The sequence below is a fragment of the Paenarthrobacter sp. NPDC057981 genome (assembly GCF_042886835.1).
In the GTDB taxonomy this organism is placed as follows: domain Bacteria; phylum Actinomycetota; class Actinomycetes; order Actinomycetales; family Micrococcaceae; genus Arthrobacter.
Genome location: NZ_JBHVQI010000001.1, coordinates 574,721 through 595,296 on the forward strand (window position 1 = coordinate 574,721; position 20,576 = coordinate 595,296).

General features: G+C 64.3%; 18 protein-coding genes. 7 read left to right on the top strand and 11 right to left on the bottom strand.

The annotated features are described in order from the left end of the window. Nucleotides 1-15: 15 nt before the first annotated feature. Nucleotides 16-2,619, top strand: a complete 2,604-nt coding sequence (gene hrpB, locus ACFVSI_RS02665) for an ATP-dependent helicase HrpB (protein WP_387819578.1) — start codon at nucleotides 16-18, stop codon at nucleotides 2,617-2,619. A gap of 4 nt (nucleotides 2,620-2,623) precedes the next feature. Here the strand turns inward: hrpB and ACFVSI_RS02670 are convergent, their stop codons facing one another. Then, nucleotides 2,624-4,258: an amidohydrolase gene (locus ACFVSI_RS02670; RefSeq protein WP_387819580.1), complete on the bottom strand. Its 1,635-nt coding sequence runs from the start codon at nucleotides 4,256-4,258 to the stop codon at nucleotides 2,624-2,626. Continuing rightward, entirely contained in the window at nucleotides 4,248-5,705 is a 1,458-nt protein-coding gene (locus ACFVSI_RS02675) for an APC family permease (protein WP_387819582.1), read from the bottom strand. The genes ACFVSI_RS02670 and ACFVSI_RS02675 overlap by 11 nt, the downstream gene beginning before the upstream one ends. Nucleotides 5,706-5,862: 157 nt before the next feature. On the opposite strand from ACFVSI_RS02675, the gene ACFVSI_RS02680 reads away from it, so the two are divergent. The 3 genes from ACFVSI_RS02680 (at nucleotide 5,863) to ACFVSI_RS02690 (ending at nucleotide 9,434) form a co-directional block, all read left to right on the top strand. After that, nucleotides 5,863-6,480 (top strand): TetR/AcrR family transcriptional regulator C-terminal domain-containing protein, encoded by a 618-nt coding sequence (locus ACFVSI_RS02680; protein WP_387819585.1) that lies wholly within the window; start codon nucleotides 5,863-5,865, stop codon nucleotides 6,478-6,480. Then, a complete protein-coding gene (locus ACFVSI_RS02685; RefSeq protein WP_387819587.1) occupies nucleotides 6,477-7,211 on the top strand; it encodes a M50 family metallopeptidase in 735 nt (244 codons plus the stop codon). The genes ACFVSI_RS02680 and ACFVSI_RS02685 overlap by 4 nt, the downstream gene beginning before the upstream one ends. A 120-nt stretch (nucleotides 7,212-7,331) precedes the next feature. Continuing rightward, nucleotides 7,332-9,434: an elongation factor G-like protein EF-G2 gene (locus ACFVSI_RS02690; RefSeq protein ID WP_387819589.1), complete on the top strand. Its 2,103-nt coding sequence runs from the start codon at nucleotides 7,332-7,334 to the stop codon at nucleotides 9,432-9,434. A 2-nt stretch (nucleotides 9,435-9,436) separates the two neighbouring features. Here the strand turns inward: ACFVSI_RS02690 and ACFVSI_RS02695 are convergent, their stop codons facing one another. Continuing rightward, on the bottom strand, nucleotides 9,437-10,102 hold the full coding sequence (locus tag ACFVSI_RS02695) for an alpha/beta family hydrolase (protein ID WP_387819591.1): 666 nt from the start codon (nucleotides 10,100-10,102) through the stop codon (nucleotides 9,437-9,439). Between the two features lie 109 nt (nucleotides 10,103-10,211). Between ACFVSI_RS02695 and ligD the strand changes: the two genes are divergently transcribed. Further along, a complete protein-coding gene (gene ligD / locus ACFVSI_RS02700) occupies nucleotides 10,212-11,237 on the top strand; it encodes a non-homologous end-joining DNA ligase (RefSeq protein WP_387819593.1) in 1,026 nt (341 codons plus the stop codon). 26 nt (nucleotides 11,238-11,263) lie between these two features. Here the strand turns inward: ligD and ACFVSI_RS02705 are convergent, their stop codons facing one another. The 5 genes from ACFVSI_RS02705 to ACFVSI_RS02725 form a co-directional block, all read right to left on the bottom strand. Beyond that, nucleotides 11,264-11,884 (bottom strand): L-threonylcarbamoyladenylate synthase, encoded by a 621-nt coding sequence (locus tag ACFVSI_RS02705; protein WP_144658731.1) that lies wholly within the window; start codon nucleotides 11,882-11,884, stop codon nucleotides 11,264-11,266. Nucleotides 11,885-11,904: 20 nt separating this feature from the next. After that, entirely contained in the window at nucleotides 11,905-12,771 is an 867-nt protein-coding gene (locus ACFVSI_RS02710) for an ABC transporter permease (protein WP_387819595.1), read from the bottom strand. Next, the gene (locus ACFVSI_RS02715; RefSeq protein WP_387819597.1) at nucleotides 12,761-13,780 is read right to left on the bottom strand and encodes an ATP-binding cassette domain-containing protein; all 1,020 of its coding nucleotides are present in this window, start codon (nucleotides 13,778-13,780) and stop codon (nucleotides 12,761-12,763) included. The genes ACFVSI_RS02710 and ACFVSI_RS02715 overlap by 11 nt, the downstream gene beginning before the upstream one ends. Before the next feature lie 30 nt (nucleotides 13,781-13,810). Further along, nucleotides 13,811-14,917 (bottom strand): outer membrane lipoprotein carrier protein LolA, encoded by a 1,107-nt coding sequence (locus ACFVSI_RS02720; RefSeq protein WP_387819599.1) that lies wholly within the window; start codon nucleotides 14,915-14,917, stop codon nucleotides 13,811-13,813. A 74-nt stretch (nucleotides 14,918-14,991) separates the two neighbouring features. Then, nucleotides 14,992-15,930 carry an N-acetylglucosamine kinase gene (locus ACFVSI_RS02725; RefSeq protein ID WP_144658734.1) on the bottom strand — a complete coding sequence of 313 codons (939 nt, stop codon included), beginning with the start codon at nucleotides 15,928-15,930 and terminating at the stop codon, nucleotides 14,992-14,994. 128 nt (nucleotides 15,931-16,058) lie between these two features. On the opposite strand from ACFVSI_RS02725, the gene ACFVSI_RS02730 reads away from it, so the two are divergent. Then, nucleotides 16,059-16,781: a GntR family transcriptional regulator gene (locus ACFVSI_RS02730; protein ID WP_387819601.1), complete on the top strand. Its 723-nt coding sequence runs from the start codon at nucleotides 16,059-16,061 to the stop codon at nucleotides 16,779-16,781. A gap of 11 nt (nucleotides 16,782-16,792) precedes the next feature. Here the strand turns inward: ACFVSI_RS02730 and ACFVSI_RS02735 are convergent, their stop codons facing one another. Genes ACFVSI_RS02735 through kynA form a run of 3 tightly spaced genes read right to left on the bottom strand, consistent with a single transcriptional unit; the run spans nucleotide 16,793 to nucleotide 19,800 of the window. Beyond that, on the bottom strand, nucleotides 16,793-17,653 hold the full coding sequence (locus ACFVSI_RS02735) for a PaaX family transcriptional regulator C-terminal domain-containing protein (protein ID WP_387819603.1): 861 nt from the start codon (nucleotides 17,651-17,653) through the stop codon (nucleotides 16,793-16,795). Between the two features lie 7 nt (nucleotides 17,654-17,660). Then, nucleotides 17,661-18,899, bottom strand: a complete 1,239-nt coding sequence (locus ACFVSI_RS02740) for a kynureninase (RefSeq protein WP_387819604.1) — start codon at nucleotides 18,897-18,899, stop codon at nucleotides 17,661-17,663. Nucleotides 18,900-18,930: 31 nt separating this feature from the next. Then, on the bottom strand, nucleotides 18,931-19,800 hold the full coding sequence (kynA, locus tag ACFVSI_RS02745) for a tryptophan 2,3-dioxygenase (RefSeq protein ID WP_387819606.1): 870 nt from the start codon (nucleotides 19,798-19,800) through the stop codon (nucleotides 18,931-18,933). Between the two features lie 123 nt (nucleotides 19,801-19,923). Between kynA and ACFVSI_RS02750 the strand changes: the two genes are divergently transcribed. Further along, nucleotides 19,924-20,433: an HAD domain-containing protein gene (locus ACFVSI_RS02750; RefSeq protein ID WP_387819608.1), complete on the top strand. Its 510-nt coding sequence runs from the start codon at nucleotides 19,924-19,926 to the stop codon at nucleotides 20,431-20,433. The last annotated feature ends 143 nt before the right edge of the window (nucleotides 20,434-20,576 follow it).

The window sequence follows — 20,576 nt, forward strand, 5'->3', positions numbered from 1 at the left end:
AGGGACAATGGTGTAGTGACTTTCAGACTGGACACCATCGGCCGGGGCTTGGTCTTCGCTGACTCCATCGAAGACCTTGCGGCGCAGCTGACAAAGCAGGGCGACGGCGGTGCGGTGGTCGTGCAGGCCCCTCCCGGTACGGGGAAGACCACCTTGGTGCCCCCGCTGCTGGTGAATCTCATCGACCAACGGCATCCCGGCCAGCCACGCGTGCTCGTCACCCAACCGCGCCGAGTAGCTGCCCGTTCTGCCGCGCGCCGCCTCGCGTCCTTGGACGGGACCCCCCTCGGAGGCCGGGTCGGGTACACGGTCCGGGGCGAGAACAAGGCCAGCGCCCAGACAATGGTCGAGTTCGTCACGCCGGGGATTCTCCTGCGCCGTCTGCTCAATGACCCAGGCCTGGAGGGCGTCCACGCAGTGATCCTCGACGAAGTCCACGAGAGGGGCCTCGAATCCGATCTTCTCGTGGGTATGCTCGCGGAGGTGCGTGAGCTTCGCGGAGACCTGACGCTTGTTGCCATGTCCGCGACGCTCGACGCCCAGCGGTTCGCCGCTTTGCTGGGTGCCGCGCACGACGGCGGGCCGGCCCCCGTCGTCGACTGCCCTTCCGCCCTGCACCCCCTGGATGTCCGGTGGCAGCCCGCCCGCGAACAACGCTTGGACGACCGGGGTGTGTCGCGTTCTTTCCTGGATCACGTCGCCCGGACCGCTGCGGCGGCCCACGAGGCGGCCTTGTCCGACAACCCTGACGTCGATGCCCTGGTCTTCCTACCCGGTGTCCGTGAAGTATCCGACGTCGCCTCCCGCCTGCGTGCAGTGGTTTCAGGGAACGTTGAGGTTCTTGAGCTGCACGGCCAGGTGGGCCCGGCGGCGCAGGACCGGGCAGTTTCCGGACGCGAGCCTGGAGGGGCACCTCGTATCATCGTCTCCACGTCCCTGGCCGAGTCCTCGCTGACCGTCCCGGGTGTCCGGCTGGTCATCGACTCGGGGTTGTCCCGCGAACCGCGACGCGACGCCGCCCGCGGGATGTCCGGCCTGGTGACTGTATCGTGCTCCCAAGCGTCGGCGGCCCAACGTGCCGGCCGGGCGGCCCGTCAGGGACCGGGGGTCGTGGTCCGGTGCTATGACCAACGGTCCCTCGCCGCGGCCCCTGCGCACCAGACCCCGGAAATCCTGGCCACCGACCTGACGGGCGCTGCATTGGCACTTGCTTGTTGGGGTGCGCCCGGAGGCAGTGGTCTTGCCTTGCCTGACGCCCCGCCAGCTGGCGCCATGACGGACGCCATGGAAGTGCTGAGGGAATTGGGTGCCGTCGCGGACGATGGCAGCGCCACCGCCTTGGGCAAAGTGTTGGCCCGCGTCCCCGCAGACCCCCGTCTGGCCCGGGCCCTGCTCGATGGATCCGCAGCTGTTGGCAGGCGGGCTGCGGCTGAAACGGTAGCACTCGTTGCCGGCGACCAGCGGGCACCCGGGGCGGATATCACCAAACTCCTGTCGACCCTGCGTTCCGGAACTGATCCCGCCGCCCGGCGCTTCGCCGAGGACCTGAAGCGGATGGATTCCATCGCCCGGCAGGAGGCAGCCGCCGTCGTGCCTCTTGAGGAAGGCCACCGGATCACGGCAGGCGAAGCGCCTGGTTTCGTGGTTGCACTGGCGTACCCGGACCGCATCGCCAAGCGTGTTCCCGGCGACGGCCCGGCCAGTTACCTGCTGACCTCGGGTACGCGGGCGGGACTGCCGGCCGGAAGTCCCCTGTCCGGCCATGAATGGTTGGCAGTTGCTGAAGTGTCACGTGCCCAGGGCCGCGACACTGCGGGCACGGGAGCGGTGATCCGCGCTGCTGCACCGCTGGCGGCGGAACTGGCCGAAACCGCGGCTCCCCATCTCTTGACCCGCGAGGTCACCGCAACTTTTGACCACGGCCGGGTGACTGCCCGCCAAGAGCGGAAGCTGGGTGCCATCGTGCTGTCCTCCACTCCGGTCCGCGCGGACCCCAACTCCGCACGCAAGGCCGTCGCCGATGTCTTGGCGACAAAAGGACTCTCCACGCTCAGCTGGTCTCCCGCCGCTGATGCGCTGCGCCGGCGCATGGCGTTGCTGCACCGGGAACTTGGTGCTCCCTGGCCTGATGTCGGGGAGGCTGCTTTGCTGTCCAGGCTGGAGGAGTGGCTGGCGGCGGAACTGGAAGCAATGGCCAGCGGAACCGCTGCGTCGGCCATCAGCCTTGCCGAACCACTGCGCCGTCTGCTTCCCTGGCCGGAGGCCGGCCGCATGGAAGCGCTTGTGCCCGAACGCCTCGAGGTACCGAGCGGTTCGCTGATACGCCTTGACTATCCGGACGCGGATGACGACGGCGGCCGTCCCGTTGTGGCGGTAAAACTCCAGGAGTGTTTCGGCTGGGACAGCACACCACGGCTGGTCGATGGCAGGGTGCCCGTTCTTTTCCACTTGTTGTCCCCGGCCGGACGGCCGCTGGCCGTCACCGACGACCTCACGTCATTTTGGTCGGGGCCTTATTCCCAGGTCCGGGCAGAGATGCGTGGACGCTACCCCAAGCATCCCTGGCCCGAAGACCCATGGACCGCGCCTGCCACGGCCAGGACCAAGAACCGGATGTGAGCAGCTAGGCCGTCCGGTCCAGAAGGAACTGGATGTCCCCGTCCACGAATGTTGCCAGCACGCTGCTCGCAGCGAACTCATCCGGCGCTGCACTGAGCGGGTCCAGTTCGAAGGCTGTGAAGTCAGCCCGCTTGCCTACAGTGATGGAGCCTGAGACATCCCACAATCCCGCGGCTTTCGCTGCGTGGGAGGTGTAACCCTCCAACGCTTGGAGCGCCGTCAGGGCCTGGGCGGGTGCAATGGGCTCCTGCTCGGGGTGTCCCGAACGGCGACGCAGGCGGGCATCTGCCATGATCGGCAAGGGCTGGAACGGGGCGATCGGCCAATCCGAGCCAATGCCAAGTACCACGCCTTGCTCTCGAAGGTCCCTGCACCTCCACGCACGGTCAGCGCGGGCTGGACCAAGCCGGGTGGACCAGTTGTCGCTGTGGTCTGCCAGTGAGTAGTGGGTGCAATGGGTCGGTTGCATGCTCGCTACCACTCCCGAACCCTTGAAGCGCGCTACAAGCTCGTCGGGGACGGTTTCGATGTGCTCGATCCTGTGGACGGTCCGGTTCAGGACGTCGGCCGGAACAGTTGCCCGAAGGCTTTCCAGAGCATCGAGTACATGGCTTACCCCGGCATCGCCGATTGCGTGGGTCGCCGTCGGGATTCCCCGGGCCGCGAAGTAATGGACGGCGTCCGAGTATTCCTCGGGCCGCGGCCAGAACGGCGCGGTGGATTCGCCATAGAGGTCAGGTTCATGGAGCCAGGCGGTTCCGTTGTCCACCGTTCCGTCAACGAAGAGCTTGATGGCCTCAACGGACCAGCGGCGTCCGCCGGAGCCGATGCTCCGTGCGAGATCCTTCCAATCGTCTTCGTTGGTGCCCGGCATGCACCAGGGGGCAGACCGCAACCTCAGGGGCAACTCGCCCTCGGCCTCCAACGCCCGGAACAGTTCTGAGGATTCCTCGCTGTGGTCCATGATGTGGCCGCCGGTGAGTCCTGACCTCGCGAAGTCCCGGAACAGTTCACTCAGCCTGGCTTTGCGCCGCTCGAAGGACTCCTGGGGAATGTGGCGTTGCACCAGTTCCATGGCCGCGGCTTCGAGCAGCAAGCCGGTGGGAACTCCGTCAGCGTCACACACCACTTCCGAAGCCTGCTCGAATTCGTGCCTGCCGTGCACGCCTGCAAGCTCCAACGCCCGGCTGTTGGCGATCGCGGAATGGCCGTCGAACAAGCGGATCAGCGCCGGTTTGCCGCCGCTGACGTCATCGAGCACACCGCGATTCATGGGCACCGTTCCGAAAGCGTTCGGGTTCAGGCCCCACCCACGCAACCAGTCGTCGTCGTTCCCTGCCTGTGAGCGGAGAAGCGAGCGGACGTCATCAAGCGTTGAAGCGCCGGAAAGGTCGACGCCCACGGTGAGGTCCAGGCCAAACACCGGGTGGATGTGGCAATCCACCAGGCCCGGCGTCAGCGTCGCGCTGCCGAGGTCCACCACGCGGGTTCCCGAACCGCGCCAGCCTTGCGCGTCCTCACGGCTACCGACGGCGGTGATGGTTCCGTCAGTGACGGCGACGGCTTGGATGGGTTCGCCCCGATCCTGGTCATCGAGTGTGTGGATGGTTTCGGCGAGGACGATGAGGTCAGGAGTCATGGGTTTCAAAGCTTCCAATCCGGGCAAAGACGTTGGGGCGGGCAATCCGAAGGCGGCGGGCGATCAGCAGGCCCGCAAGGAAAACGGTTGGGGTAACGGTCAGGAGGATCGTGTTGGTAAGGGCATCTGCAAAGGTGAGGAGTTCGATGTTGATGGCGATCAACGCCACCACCCCGAACAGCAGGACGGCCGAAGCGATGCTGACGGGAACAAGCAGGCGGTTGGTCACGGCGCCGGGATTCCGGCGAAGGTACATGAAAGCGGCTACCGACACCAGCCCCTGCAGGGCCACGATGCCCACGATTCCAGGCGTGTTGACCCAGATCAACAGGTGCTTGTACGGGTCGGCGTTGGCGATGGCGCAGATGAGGATGACGACGGCGGCCAGGACAGTCTGGATCTGCCCTGCACGGTGCGGGGACTTGTACTTCGGGTGGGTCCTGCCCAGGAACGAGGGAAGGATGCCGTCCTTGGCGAGCATGTAGACATAACGGTTGATGGCGTTATGGAAGGCCAGTTGCGAGGCATACACGCTCGTAACGATCAGCAGGTACATGACCACCTCTGCCCAAGGGCCCACGTACTGGTTGATGGTGGCGAAGAACATCCCGTCGGCAAGTTCGCCGGCGGCAGTTACGACGTTTCCGTTTCCGTAGGCCTGGATCACTGTCCAGACAATGAAGGCGTAGAAAACAGACATGAATCCCACCGCGATGTAGGTGGCCCGCGGGACGGATTTGTCCGGGTTGCGGGCTTCCCGCCGGTAGAGCACCGTTGATTCGAAGCCCATGAATGCTGCGAAGCAGATGGCGAGGATGGCCAGTACGCCGGGCGTGAACGCGTGCTCCGGGGAGAAGGAGTCGAAGCTGATGCCCTCGGCGCCACCACGGGCGAGGATGCCCACGCCCATGATGGCGAGGATCGCCGTTTCAGCGATGAGCAGGACGCCCAGGACCTTGGCTCCGACATCAATTCCGCGGTACCCAAGGAACCAGACGGCAGCAATGGCAGCCAGTGCTACCACGGGCCAGGGAACGTCCAAGCCAAAAAGAGTCTGGAGCATGGCTTGGGTCTGGACAGCGAAGAGCCCGTAAACGCCGATCTGCAGGCAGTTGTACGAGACAATCGCGAGGATTGCCGAGGCAAGACCAACTGTCTTGCCCATGGCCAGCGTGATGTAGGTGTAGAAGCCGCCGGCGGCTTTGACGTGCTTGGTCATCGCCATGAAGGCAATGGCAAAAACCAGCAGCACTGCACCGGCGATGACATAACCCATGGGGGCGCCAATGCCCCCGATACCAATGGCTACCGGGGCCACGCCGGCCATGACGGTCAAGGGGGCTGCTGCGGAAATCACCAGAAAGGCGATTCCGCCGGTGCCGATGGCGTTCCGTTTCAGCCCATTTCCGGCCTCGGCTGCCGGAGGTCGGGTTTCTAGGTCAGACATGGGGATCCTATGGGGGTGTGGGGGAGGTTTTCAGGGGGAGAAGGAGAGATAAGCGAAAGGCTTTCGTTTATCGTAGGGCCTTGTGACCGGCGGCACAATACCTTGGCTCCAACTTCTGGCTAGAGTCGTAACATCAACCGTGAATGGAGTACCCCGTATGGCACGCCCGCTGGTCCCGCTGATTTCCGTCGACGCCCTCGTCACTGCCGCCTTGGAACTGGTGGACGAGGCAGGGGACTTCAGCTTGCCCAAACTGGCCAAGCGGATTGGCGTCAGCCAATCGTCCATCTACAACCACGTCAGTGGACGCGAAGAGATCCTTGAGCTCATGCGTGGCCGCATCATCTCCGAGAGCCCCTACACGCTCAATGACGACCAGGACTGGGAGGCTGCCCTTCGGACCATTGTGCGCAGCTACCGGGACGCCTTTGCCCGGCACCCGAGGCTTGCGCCCCTTCTGGTACTCCAGACCGTGCAGGACCACCAGGTCCTTGCCCTTTACGAAAGCCTCGCGGTGGCCCTCCAAACTGCCGGCTTCCGCGGCCGGGATGTCCTGTCCGCGATCTCCACCATCGACAGCTTCGCGCTGGGCTTCGCCTTGGACCTGGCCGCTCCCGACGTAGTCTGGGCACCACCCGCTCAGGGATTCCCGGCGCTTAGCAGCGCGTTGGACAATGCGGCGCCTGCCGAAGAGCGCGGCGAGGCTGCCTTCGAACTCGGGTTGGAGATTCTCGTCGCCGGCCTGCATTCCCGGCTCCGGACAACAGCGCGGTGAACCTGCTGGAAACATGGTGGGACGCGGTTGCGCGCGGCTTCACCGAGGGCTACACGACGGCGGTCCCGCTGCCCGCCCTGCTGGGCATCCTCGCCTGTGCAGTGATCCTCAGCATCCCACGGGCCACTTGGCGCTGGTTCGGCTTGTACGTCACGTTTGTCCACGAACTCGGGCACGCCTATGCAGCCCTGATGACGGGAAGATTCGTTCATGGACTGCGGATCGGACTTGACCACTCCGGACGGCTGGTCAGCAGCGGGCGGAGCTCCTTTGGTGCCGCTTGGTCGGGTTTTTGGGGCTATCCCGCTCCGGCCGTTGTTGGTCTGAGCCTGATTGCCGCAGTCCATGCGGGTCGCTCGGGGGCAGCCATGTCGATTGGTGCCCTGGTTCTTCTGCTGTCCTTGGTTTTCCTGCGAAACTTCACCGGGATAGTGGTTGCTGTTGCCAGCGCCGTCATCGCACAGGCACTTCTACTCTTCGCCACGCCAGCAGCCATTAATTACGTGGTGTTGGCCCTTGGAGTAGCCCTGTCCGTGGGAGCTGTCCGTGACCTCCTCAAACTCGCAGGCGTCCACACGAAGCGTCGCAATCGTTTGGCAGCCTCCGACGCCTACATCCTCGGCCGCACCACTGGAGTCCCCGCATTTGTGTGGTTCTCGGGATTCACCGTTGTCATCGCCGCCTGCGCCGTGGCATCCCTGTGGTTGCTGTGGGGGATGCTCAGCGTTTAGCGGGTGCAAGCCCTTGCCCAGTGGCCGCCCCAGGGTGTCCAATCTGGTTAAGGATTCGGATGTCCGGGTCCGAAACCCCTAGCTTTCGGACTCCATGCCGGGAGACACCAGGAGGCGCCCATGTCTGCCAAGGGCACGCGCGAAGCGGCAAAAGGGTCTGGCCCCGCGGCCAACGAGGCAAGGCGCGGGGAGAACGGCGCGGCCTTGATGGCCCAGGACCCCACCAAGATACGCAATATCGCTCTGGTTGGGCATTCGGGATCCGGCAAATCGATGCTGGTGGAAGCACTGCTCGCCGCCACGGGTGCCATCAGCCGAATGGGATCCATCAGCGACGGAACCACGGTCAGTGATTCCGATCCCTCCGCCGTCCATCAACAACGGTCGGTGACACTGTCAGTGGCCCCCATCCTCGTGGGCGATACCAAGGTTAATCTGATCGACACCCCGGGTTACACCGACTTCACCGGCGAATTACGAGCTGGATTGAGGGCCGCCGACGCGGCCCTTTTTGTTGTCTCCGCTGTGGACGGGATCGACGGCGCCACCGTGGCCCTTTGGGGCGAGTGCGAAAAGATCCGCCTTCCACGCGTCGTGGTTGTCAGCAAACTGGACCATCCCCGCGCCGACTTCAGCGCCGCCGTCGAGCGTTGCCAACAAGCCTTCGGAGCATCGGTACTGCCGCTCTATCTGCCTGCCCCGGGAAACGCCGGACTCGTCGGTGTGCTCCACGGCGCGCCGGGCGGGCTCGTCCCGGATTCGGACGTTGAAGGGGCGAGGGGGCCCCTGTTGGAGGGCATCATCGCCGAAAGTGAAGATGAAACCCTGATGGACCGGTACCTCGGCGGCGAAGAACTGCCGTTGGCCGCTCTCGTAGCGGACCTCGAGAAGGCCGTAGCGCGGGGCGGTTTCTTCCCGGTCATGCCAACAGCTGCCGAAACAGGCCTGGGCCTGGCGGAGTTGATGGACTTGCTGACCGATGCCCTGCCCTCGCCCCTTGAACGGATCCCGCCTGCGGCCATGACCCTTGATGGTTCGGTACTGAAACGTTTGGAGTGTGATCCCTCCGGGCGCCTGGCCGGTGAGGTCGTGCGGACAACGGTGGATCCTTTCCTTGGCCGGGTGTGCCTCGTCCGGGTCTTCTCCGGAACCCTGCGGGAGGATTCGTCCATCCATATCGGCGGCCGAGGGCTGGCTGACCGGGGTCACGAAGACCACGACGCCGATGAACGCATCACGCATCTCTATTCGCCGGTGGGTTCCAGCCTGAAAGCCGTTCCACGATGCATTGCCGGCGACATCTGCGCGATCAGCAAGCTGGCAAGTGCCGAGACAGGCGATACTGTCTCGGACCGCGAGGCTCCGCTCCTGATCGAGACATGGAACATGCCTGAACCGTTGATGCCCATCGCCGTCGAGGGTATCTCCCGCAGCGATGAGGACGCCCTGGCCAAGAGCATCGGAAGAGTGGCAGCTGCGGATCCGACGCTCAGGCTCGAGCGCAACCCGGATACGCATCAGCTCATCCTGTGGTGCATGGGGGAGGCGCACGCCGAGGTGATCCTGGACCGCCTGCGGAACCAGGGGGTCAAGTTGCAGACGGTGGACATCATCACCCCTCTGCGCGAGACGTTCGCCGGCAAGGCAAGCGGCCACGGGCGCCACGTCAAGCAATCAGGCGGCCACGGCCAATTCGCCATCTGCGATATTGAGGTGGAGCCGCTGGCGAGGGGTGGGGGTTTCGAGTTCACGGACAGGATCTTCGGGGGTGCCATACCGGCTACGTTTGTCACGTCCGTGGAAAAGGGGGTGCGGGCGCAAATGCTCAAAGGCGTCTCTGCGGGGTTCCCTGTGGTGGATATCAAGGTCACGTTGGTGGGAGGCAAGACCCACAGCGTGGATTCCTCGGATGCTGCCTTCCAGGCGGCCGGTGCACTGGCTCTACGGGAGGCCGCAGCTGCCGCGAAGATCCAGCTCCTTGAACCGGTGTCATCAGTGGTCATTAGTGTTCCGGAGGAATACGTGGGGGCGGTCATGAGTGACCTCTCAGGCCGAAGGGGCCGGGTGAACGGCACGAACGCGGCTGAAGGCGAAGGTACAGAGATCCTGGCCGAGGTGCCCGACCAGGAGCTGCTTCGCTATGCCGTCGAACTTCGGGCCCTCACAGCCGGCACCGGACATTTCAGGAGATCCTACCTTCGGCACGAGCCCCTGCCGAAGTAGCCTCAGTCGCTGGACTTCATAAACGCCGCCACCTCAGGTGCCAGGGACGCCCCGGATTCCGCCGCGCTTCGCTTCACTCCCTTGACAGCGAATGAATGGTCACCGCCTTCACACCATTGGAGCGTCGCCGTCGGACCAATTCCAGCCACTACCTTCTCCAGGATTCCGGGGGTGGCAAAGGTATCGCGGGTGCCCTGCAGGAACAGCATCGGCTCAGTGATTCCATACAGGTGCTCATCACGGAGCTTCTCGGGTTTGCCTGGGGCGTGCAGCGGATAGCCCAGATAAACAAGCCCCTGCGCCGGCATGCCTTCGGCCACAGCCATGGACGCCATGCGGCCACCGAAGGATTTGCCTGCGGCCCACAGCGGCCCGCCGTCCGACAGCCCGGCTGCGGCCTCCATGACGGCCCGCCACGTAGCGATGGCAAGCGGCGGCCGGTCCGGGAATCGACGCCCGGCTTCACGGTAGGGAAAGTTGAAGCGAAGCGTAGCCACGCCTTCATCGGCCATGGCTGAAGCAAAACCCTGCAGGAACGGATGTTCCATCCCGGCGCCTGCGCCGTGGGCCACCACCAGTGTGGCCCACGGGTTTTCGGGACGGAGTAACAGGGCAGAAACCGTGGTCTCCCCAACAGCGATGGTCAATGGTTCTTCGTTAGCGGGCATGTACCCATCATTGCCTACAGGGAGGACAACACAGGAGCCCTCGGTGAAACACCCCGTGATTTCGCCCGGGATGCTGACGCGCGGGTCAATTCCGGGGTAGCTTGTGCCCATGGCGAGTGAAGCAACCACTGTTACCGTGCCCGGTCCCCACGGACCCCGCGAGGTCCGCATTTCCAGCCCCAGCAGGGTGATGTGGCCGGATGCCGGACTGACCAAGCTCGATCTCGCCAACTACCTGATCGACGTTGGCGAAGCGTTTCTCACGGCCAACGGAAACCGTCCTGTCAGTCTCCAGAGGTATTCGGGAAACATCGACGGCGACATGTTCTTTTCCAAGAATCCGCCCAAGGGAGCGCCGGACTACGTCCGTGCCGTCACGGTGACCTATCCCAGCGCGCGGGCGCACCCACAGCTGGTCATTGACGAACCGGCAGCCGCTGTGTGGGCTGCCCAAATGAACACGGTGGTGTTCCACCCCTGGGCTTCCAGGGCCAATGATCCCGACAACCCCGACCAACTGCGGATCGACCTGGATCCCCAGCCCGGAACGGACTTCGACGACGCCATTCCTGCCGCGCTGGAGCTTCGTTCCGTCCTGGAAGAGGCCGGACTGAAATCGTTCATCAAGACCTCCGGCAACCGGGGGCTGCACGTCTATGCCCCGATTAATCCCAAGCACGAGTTCCTCGAGGTCCGTCACGCCGTGATCGCGGCAGGGAGGGAACTTGAGCGCCGTATGCCGGACAAGGTCACCACCGCCTGGTGGAAAGAGGAACGCGGAACGAAGATCTTCGTCGATTTTAACCAAGCCAACAGGGACCGGACCATCGCCGGGGCGTACAGTCCACGGGCCGTACCCACAGCACAAGTTTCGTGCCCGTTGTCCTGGGAGGAGTTGGAGAACGCCGATCCCGCCAAGTACACCATCGCCACAGTCCCTGACCGTTTGAAAAAGATCGGGGATCCGTGGGCAGCCATGCACGAGCACCCCGGTGACATCGATGTCCTGCTCCAGTGGTGGGACCGTGACGTCAAAAATGGCCAGGGCGAGATGCCGTTCCCACCGGAGTTCCCCAAGATGCCCGGCGAGCCCATGCGCGTTCAACCAAGCCGGGCCCGCAAGCCCGAGGAATAGGCGCCCAGGGCCTGTGGCTGAAGTTCCTATTCGAAGCGGGAGGGATCGCCCGTCCCGCGACGCACCACTTCTGCCACTCCACTGGAGAAGTCGACGACCGTCGTGGGTTCGGAACCCGTGTCCCCGGCATCGATGACCGCGTCCACTTGATTGTCCAGGCGCTCCTTGATTTCCCAACCCTGGGTCAGCGGCTCCTCCTCGTCCGGAAGCAGGAGGGTGCTGGACAGCAGAGGTTCTCCCAGCTCCGCCAGAAGGGCCTGAACCACCCTGTGGTCCGGGATGCGGACCCCGACAGTCTTCTTCTTGGGGTGCAGCAGCCGCTTGGGTACCTCACGCGTGGCTGGAAGGATGAAGGTGTAGCTGCCCGGAGTAACAGCTTTGATGCTCCTGAAAATGTCATTGTCCAACATGACGAACTGCCCCATCTGGGCGAAGTCCTTGCAGACGAGCGTGAAATGGTGTTTGTCGTCCAAGTGGCGGATCGTCCGGATGCGGTCCAGCGCTTCCCTGTTCCCGATCTGCGCACCCAGGGCGTAGCACGAGTCGGTGGGGTAGGCGATCAACCCGCCGTCCCGCAGCATATTGACCACCTGGCCGATGGCACGTGGTTGGGGGTCCTCCGGATGCACATCAAAGAATCTGGCCATGGGAAGAGCCTACGACATCGCTACGACAACACGTCCTTGTTGGAGAATTTCGCATAAGCCAGTGCGCCGCAGACCGCCACGTATCCGCACTGGAGCAGTGCGTTGTCGGCGAACGAGGTCCAGTCGACCGGCTGCCTGAGCAGGTCGGCGAATCCCAACCAATGGTGGCTGAACAGCCACGGGTGCAGCCACTCCAGTTGCGGAAGGTTATCCAGCACCTGGGAGACGACTGACAGGACAATGGTTGCCGCCATGGCCCCGACCGGCACATCCGTGAAGGTGGAGATCAGAAGCCCGATGGCGGAGAGTCCCAACAAGGAGACTGTGATGTAGGCGGCGATCAGAAGCGATCTCACGGCTGATTCGCCCACACTGATGGTGTCGCCTGACAGGAGCGTCACGGGACCGACGGGAAAAAGTACGACGCCGGCCAAGGCGCCGGACGCTGCCACCGTCGCAGTCGCGGTGCAACAGAAAGCGACGGCACCGGCGTATTTGACCAGGAGAAGCCGGATGCGGCCGGCTGGGGCCAGCAGCAGGTACCTCAAGGTGCCGAGGTTGGCTTCCCCCGCTATCGTGTCTCCGGCCACCACCCCGACGGTCAGGGGCAGGAACAACGGCACGCAGACCACCAACGCGGTGACCGCCACGAAAAGCCCGTTCTGTGTGATGCGGTCCAGGAACAGCGGACCCCGGCCGGGCGTGGCGGGCCGGGACGACAACTTGACCGCTATCGCGATCAAGACAGGCACGGCGGCCAATGCGATCAGCATGGCCCATGTACGCAGCCTGCGGAACAGTACCGACAGTTCGGAAGCGAGCAGCGCCCACCCGGCCCCGTGAAGGGCAGTGCGGGTGGGAGAGGCCCCAACGGTTTCAGCCGGCAACGTCGAACCCCTCTCCGGTCAAGGAGACAAAGCGTTCTTCCAGGCTCGGGTTCTCAACGGTGAAGCCGCGGACCCGGACGCCCTCGGCTACCAAGGCGGCAACGATGGCCTCCGGGACCACGCCGTTGAGCCCGGTGGCTGCTACCGTCCAAACATCGTGTGTCCGTTCCCGCAGCGGCCGGGCCTCAAGCGGACCACCGTGCTCCTTCGCCTCTCCGGTGACCAGGCCCAGGCGTGAGAAAACACCCAAGGCTTTGCCGACGTCGGGCGTTTGCAGGAGGACGCGCGGCTCACCGGCCGAGCGCAGTTCCTCGAGCGGACCCTGCGCCACGAGTCGTCCGGCGCTCATGATGCCGGCGTGGGTGCACATCTGTTCCACCTCGGCCAGGAGATGGCTGGAAACGAAAACAGTGGTCCCCCCGGCAGCGAGGGAACGAACCAGATTGCGGACTTCCCGCGTGCCTTGGGGATCCAGGCCGTTGGTGGGCTCGTCCAGGACCAGGAGTTCCCGGGGGCGCAGGAGCGCGTTGGCCAAGCCGAGGCGTTGCTTCATGCCCAAGGAGTAGGCACGGAGCTTCTTGCCGGCAGCGTGGCCCAGGCCCACTCGATCCAGGGCATCGTGGACCCGTTGCCTCCTGGTTGACCTCGCCGCATGGCGGTCGGCTGAGTCCAAGCGTATGAGGTTTGCCGCGCCGGTCAGGAACGGATAAAAGCCCGGCCCCTCCACCAAGGCGCCAACCTCGGGCAGCACCAAAGCCAGAGACTCAGGCATTGGCTTGCCCAGGACACTGACGGTTCCGCCATTGGCTGTGGCCAAGCCAAGCAGCACGCGGATGGTGGTGGTTTTTCCCGAACCGTTCGGTCCGAGGAAGCCAAAGACTGCTCCCCGGGGTACCGCCAGATCAATTCCATTGACAGCAGCCCTATGCCCAAAGCGCTTCACGAGGCCGCGTGTTCTGATGGCAAGCCCGGCCTCCGGGCGGCTTTCCTCGTCGGCGGCCTCTGTCACAGGGCGGTTTCCGTCACGGGGTTGTGTCCGTCACTGGGTTGGTGCCGGCGACTGAAGGGCAGCTGACTGTAGCCGCTCCAACGGAACCATGCCCGCGAAGACGCGGCCGTCGTCGAGAATCAGCACACTGACCAAGGACGTCGTCAAGGCGTGGCCACCAGGAACCGGCTGAAGCGCCTGGGAAAGGAGTGGGTCGGCCGTGAGGCCGGCAGGAGCGGTTCCCGCGGGCAGAGAGAGCACGGCGTCCCATCCCTTGCCGGTGGCCGACACACCATGATGTTCGTCGGTGGCCTGCGGAGAGGGCAGCGGCGTGGACTTCGCCGGTGCTGCGGGAAGGGCCTTCTCACTGACCGTTGCCCCAGCCGGTGGGGTGAACTCGAACATCGCGGCATCCGGTGCGCTCAACTCCACCTGCGTGAAAGCCAAGGAGTAGGCGGGCTCGGCCTGTCCATTGGCCTTGACCTCGACGCCCAGCGGCAGGCCGGTTTCAGAATCGACGTCGATCGCCACCGAATCCACTAACGTATCGGAACTGCGGGGGTTCAAGAGGAGGCGGTAGGCGCTGCGGCCGGCCACTGTGGAGGAATTGTCCACGCTCACTTCGGTGCCGGCGTCAATGGCTGCGAGGAAACGCGATGCCATGGACGCGGGTGTTGGCACCTCCGGGTGCGGAGCAGCAGGGGGCAAGGATCCGTTGGTAGTTCCCGTCGACGGCGAGGGAGCACGCAGGTGCGTCGCGCTGTTGTCCGCGGAGTTGTAGAACCACGCATCGCTTCCGTTCACCACGAGGTCACGCTCAGCCATCCGGTCCAGGATCTGCAGGCGCGCTTTGGCGGGCGCATCGAGGTAGACGCGGGCTGTGTGCGAACCCGTCAGGAATTCCAGGGTGGACGCGGCGCCTGGAGCGACGCCCGGACCTGTTGTGGGGATATCCGGAAGTCCCAGCTCAGCGTTTTGTTCCACCGCGCCGCTGAGTTCGCGGACCTGGGTGTTTGCGACCATCGCGAGCACCTCGTCCGCGGTCTTGGGTGGCAGGGGACTGCTTGCACCCGCTTGCACGGCACCGAACAATACCGCCATGCCCATGGCAAGGCAGATCAAGAACGCGGGCAGCCACCGCTGCCTGGCCCGGGACATTTTTACCCGCCGCCGCGGATGGAAGGCATGGATCCAGACTACTCCCGTTGCCGGCGTGGATCACCTGTGGTGCGTCACTGCCCGATCAGTTGACGTGCGAGCTTGACCGCCCCGAAGACGGGGGACTGGGAGAGGATTCGAACCAGCGAGGGATCTTCCAACGACATTTTCCTGGCTACTGCGGCAGCAAGCTGGCTCTGGTTGACCAGGAGTGCGCCAGCCATCACGAGTGGGAGGTCCAAGCCGAGTTCGCCCAGCACTTGCCGGGCCAAGGAGGCCAGGGAATGCGCTGCTTCGGCCTGGATCCGCAAGGCCGCCGGATCGCCGTCATTGGCCATGTCGAGGACGAGCGGGGCCAATCCCGCCCAATGGTCCGGCTCCGGCTTGGCGTAGAAGAAGTCCATGAGCTGCAACGCGTCGACGCTGGCGGTGGCTGCCATCAGGGATTGGACCAGCGGCCCCGGTTCAAGGCCGGCATAGTATTCGCGCAGTGCTTCGCGAACGGCGTCGCGAACCACCGAGTAGCCGCCGCCTTCGTCGCCGAGCAGATAGCCGTACCCACCGCTGCGGGCTTCGCGGCCTTCCCGGTTCCTGCCCCAAGCGACCGAGCCGGTTCCCGCTACCAGGACCACGCCCGCCTCGAGCCCCGCCGCGGCAAGGATGATTCGGGTGTCATGGACGACGTCGATCCTTGCGCCGGGAAAATGTTCGGCGAGAAGCGCCGACAAAACTGCGCGGCTCGCAGGGGTGTCCGCGCCGGCCGCCCCGGCACACACCGCTTGGACACCGCCCCCGACGCGTGCGGCAATCCGCCGCAGCACGGCATCGGCTCCCTGGTGCCCAACGGAGGACAGATTCGCGCGTGCTTCGGTGATCTCCAGGCCGGCCTCGTTGTCGGCCCCGGACTGTCCTGCGCCGCTGGAAAGGACGGCGTGGGTTTTGGATCCACCGATGTGGAGGCCCAGAACGACGGGAGCGGCTGCTGGGCCCCCGTTTTCGCCGGACTGCTGCATGTGACGTCCCTTCGTCCCGGATCGGCTGGCTGGGGCCAGCGTCCGCCTGCAAGTTTGGCCCCTTGCGACTGTGGCCCCTTGCAAGATTGGCATAGACCAATCGCCTTGTCTACAGGTACGTTTTCCTTATGCCTGCTGACATCAAGCGTGCAACGCCCAAATACTATGTCGTCAAGACCGCAATACTGGCCCTCATGGCGGGTCTCCGGCCAGGCACCCTCATCCCCACGGAACGGGCCCTCGCGCAGAGCTTTGCGACCTCCCGAACTACTGTCCGCATGGCCATCAGTGAACTTGTCGCGGAGGGGAAGCTCGGCAGGATCCAGGGCCACGGAACGTTTGTGGCTCCTCCCAAAGTGACCCATGTCAGGCAACTGACGTCGTTTTCCGACGACGCAAGGACCCAGGGCCTCAACCCTGGCTCCACGCTGTTGGCGCTGGAGGTCGTCAAAGCCAACCAGGATGTCGCAGCCCACCTGGCGTTGGCTGAAGGAGACTCCGTTACCCGGCTGGAACGCATCCGGTTGATCGAGGGGGCGCCGCTGGCCCACGAAGTAGCTTGGCTCCCGGGGAAGCTTCCCCGGTTCAAGGCCAACCTCGCCAAGTCCGGCTCCCTGTATGCCGCGCTCAAGGATGTGTATGGGATACATATCGCCGAGGTTGAGGATACTGTCGAAACCGCTTTGGCCGGTCCAGGTGATGTTGAGCTGCTTGGCATCGAAATGGGGGCGCCGCTGCTGGTGGTGCATCGGCTGGCCAAGGACAGCGGCGGTGTGCCGGTCGAATGGACGCACAGCACCTTCCGTGGGGACAGATTCCGCTTCGTGTCACGGGTCAAGGCGGAAAGCTGACCCGTCACTTTTCATGAGGCCGTGGCGACGCGGACGCCTTGGACTGTGTGCCGCACGAATTTGGCACTGGGCTCCTTGTAGGCGGCGACAATCCGCCCAAACAGCCGGGCGCCTTCAGCGCCTGGCCAGTCCTCAGGGAGGAAGGTCGAGGGCAGCCCGGGATCCAGGTAGGGGATGATGCGCCACCGGTCGATGCACTGGACGTAGCCGGCAAAGGCCGCTGCGCCCGGTTCCACTTCCTGTCCGGCATCAAGGACCGCGCCGGCGTGCTCGCGGATGAAGTCCCTGTGGAGTTCGGCTACGGCGTCCAGATCCCACCAAGCCGACGCTGCCTCCTGGAGGCTCCCACCCACAAGCGGCGTACCGGCAACAAAGATCGTCACCATGTCCCGCAGCTCGAGGTCGGCAAGAATTTCCTCCACTTCCACCCGAAGGGAGTCCGGGCAAATCCACAAGCCGGCGGCGACCGTTCCACAGCCAATCCAGTGGAGTCTGCGCCGCAGTTGGTGTCGCTTCTCCCGCTCCGTCTCCGGGATGGAGAAAGAGATCAAACACCAAGGGTCGGATGGGGACATGCTCCTGGGGTTGTAGATGCGCCGGTCACCGCGGGCCAGCATGGACGCAGCACCTTGCGTCAGGGTGAAGCCCGGAGCTCCTTCGCGGTTCTCCAGGCTCAGGACGTCCTTCTTCCGCAGCCGGCTCAAGGCTGTCCGCGTCACGGTTGCCGATGTCCCCAGGGCATCCATCAGCGCCACGATGTCCTTGGTGGACATCCAGCCACCAACATCGCGCAAGTACAGCCCGATGACTGTTCGCAGCATGGACGGTGTACTCCCGGGCCGGGAGTCCATGTCGTCGAGGACGGCACTCACTTCCGGCTCACAGCAGTTCGGTGAGGACGTCCCGGATGGCTGAAACCCCCAGCTCGACCTCGGCGTAGCTCGTACTCAGCGGTGAAAGCCCGATGCGCAGGCCGTGCGGAGGCCTGAAATCGGGGATCACGCCCTTCTCCCAGAGCCTTGCCGTGACGTCGGCGAAGAGCGGATGGTCAACAGTGATGTGGGAACCACGCTCGGAGGCCTCACGCGGGCTCACAATCCGGGCACCCAGAGGGACCAGGAGCTCCTCGGAGAGGGCAATGGCGTACTCAGTGAGCCTGACGGACTTGTCCCTGACGGCGTCCATCCCCACGGAGGCGATCAGTTCCACCATGTCCTTTAACGGCTGCATGGCCAGGACGGGCGGCGTGCCTGTGATGAAGCGCCGGATGCCCTGCGCCGGGCGATACGCATCCGTCATCCCGAAAGGATTGTCCGCGCCCATCCAGCCCCAGATGGGCTGCTGCAAGCCTTCCTGCCGGGACGCATTGACGTAAGCAAAGGCGGGGGAGCCCGGGCCGCCGTTGAGGTACTTGTAGGTGCAGCCCACGGCAAGGTCCACGCCCCAGGCGTCCAGCTCCATGGGTACCGATCCCACGGAATGGCACAGGTCCCACAGCATCAGTGCACCGGCCTCGTGCACCTTGGCCGTGATCCCCTCGGCGTCGGCAAGGAACCCCGAGCGGTAGGCAACGTGGCTGAGGACCACGACGGCGGTCCGCTCGCCAAGGAGGCCGTCCAGGTCAGCGGCGCGGACGCCGCTGGTGGGGTTGGCCGCGATCCACTTGATCGTGGCCCCGCGTTCCTGTGCAATGCCTTCGATGATGAAACGGTCTGTCGGGAAGTTGTCGCGATCAATGATGATCTCGTCCCGGCCAGGCTGGGCATCCACTGCCGCGCGGATCATTTTGTACAGCATGACGGAGGTCGAGTCACCTACCGTGACCTGTCCGGGGGCCGCGCCAAGCGTGACCTCACCGATGCGGTCTCCGACCAGTGTCGGTTCGTCCATCCACTGTTCGTCCCATCCACGGATGAGGCGGCTGCCCCAGGCATCATGAACGAATGAGGCGAGGTTCTCCGCCGTCGCCTTGAGTGGCCTGCCCAGCGAGTTGCCGTCCAGGTAAGAGGTGAGCTGGTCGGCGTCGGGCGCGTAAAAGGCTTCACGCTGGGCGGCGAGAGGATCCGCGGCGTCCAGTTCTGCCGACGTCGGCCATTGGGTCTGCTGTTCGGTGGTCATCATTTCTCCTGCGGAAGTGTGGGGCACGCTGCTAATTGCCGATCTCGGTACGGACGGCGTAGAGCTCGGGGAAGAAAGTCAGGTCCAAAGCACGTTTGAGGAAGTCCACCCCGGAGGACCCTCCCGTGCCCACCTTGAATCCGATGGTGCGCTGGACTGTCCTCAGGTGGCGGAAACGCCAGGCCTGGAAGTTGTCCTCGATGTCCACGAGGTCCTCGCAGGCCTCATAGAGCCCCCACGGAGTGTCGTCGGACTCGTAGATCTTCTGGAAGACGGGGACCAGGTCCGCACGGAAGGTCCAGGGCTCGCTGGTGTCCCGCTCGAGGATGTCGGCGGGAATGTCATAGCCTGCCCGGGCCAACACGGCCAGGAAAGCGTCGTACAGCGTGGGTTCTTCCAGGAGCGTGCCGAGCAAGGCATGGGCTTCCGGTTCGCTTTCGAAGACCCGCAGCATCCCCCGGTTCTTGTTGCCCAGCAGGAATTCCACTCCGCGGTACTGATACGACTGGAAGCCCGACGAACTGCCCAGGAATCCACGGAACTGGGCATATTCGCGAGGGGTCAGGGTACCCAGGACCGACCATTGCTCGGTCATGGTGCGTTGGATGGCCTTGACGCGCGCAATGCATTTGAGCGCTTTGCCCAGGTTGTCGGCGTCGAAAAGCCGCCGTGCTTCCAGCAGCTCATGGAGCACCAGTTTGAGCCAGAGCTCACTGGTCTGGTGCTGGATGATGAAGAGCAATTCGTCGTGGTGTTCCGGCTTGCTCAGAGGATGCTGCGAAGTGAGCAGGCGGTCAAGGTCCAGGTATCCGCCGTAGGACATGGCGTGCCGGAAATCAGTGCGGACGGAGTCCTCGATGTCGCGGACGTTACGTGAGGGATGGACTGCGGGCTTTTCCATGCATCGAGAATATCATTTGCATGACGAACGTCAAGAGATTGATTTGCCGCTGTTGCCACTCGGCAAAGCCACCTTCCCGTAGGCTGGCTTCAACCGTTGGGGAAGGGGACGCATGAGGATTCCATGGAGGGCACCGTGACACCGGTATCCATCTATCTGGACGTCGACGGCGTGGTGAACCCCTTCAGTCCGATGGGCACCACCGACTGGGGCAGCGAATGGAGCATCGCTGACGCCGGCATCCTGGAGGTGGCCTTTGCACCCGAGGCCGTCGCCGAGCTCAACGCCCTCGCCGAACATCCGGCCGCCCGCTTTGTATGGCTGACGACATGGGAGCGCCTGGCGCCGGAGTTCCTGTGCCCGGCAATCGGTCTCAACGGCCAGCATTGGCCAGTATTGTCCAGCCAAGGCTGGGATGAGGGGCCGGAATGGTGGAAGCTGGTGGCGCTCCAGAAGGATTTGGCGGCCAGCGGGAGCCAACGCTTTGCCTGGGTCGATGACCAGCTTAGCCAGGAGTCCGATGCCCGCTCGTGGGCGGAATACCAGCAGGACCGTGTGCTGTGCATCTCACCCGATCCCCGCAAGGGGTTGAGCCGCGCCGAACTTGCGGCGGTGCGCAGCTACCTCGGCTGAATTGATGGCCGCAGTCGTTTGGCCCCTCGGTGTATGGCACGTAGGATTCTTAAGGTTTCAAGCCCGCCAGAGTGAATCCCGCAAGCAGGGTCAGTTGAACACTTGCTGAACTATGCTGTGGATGGCAGGTATGGGGAAGTGGA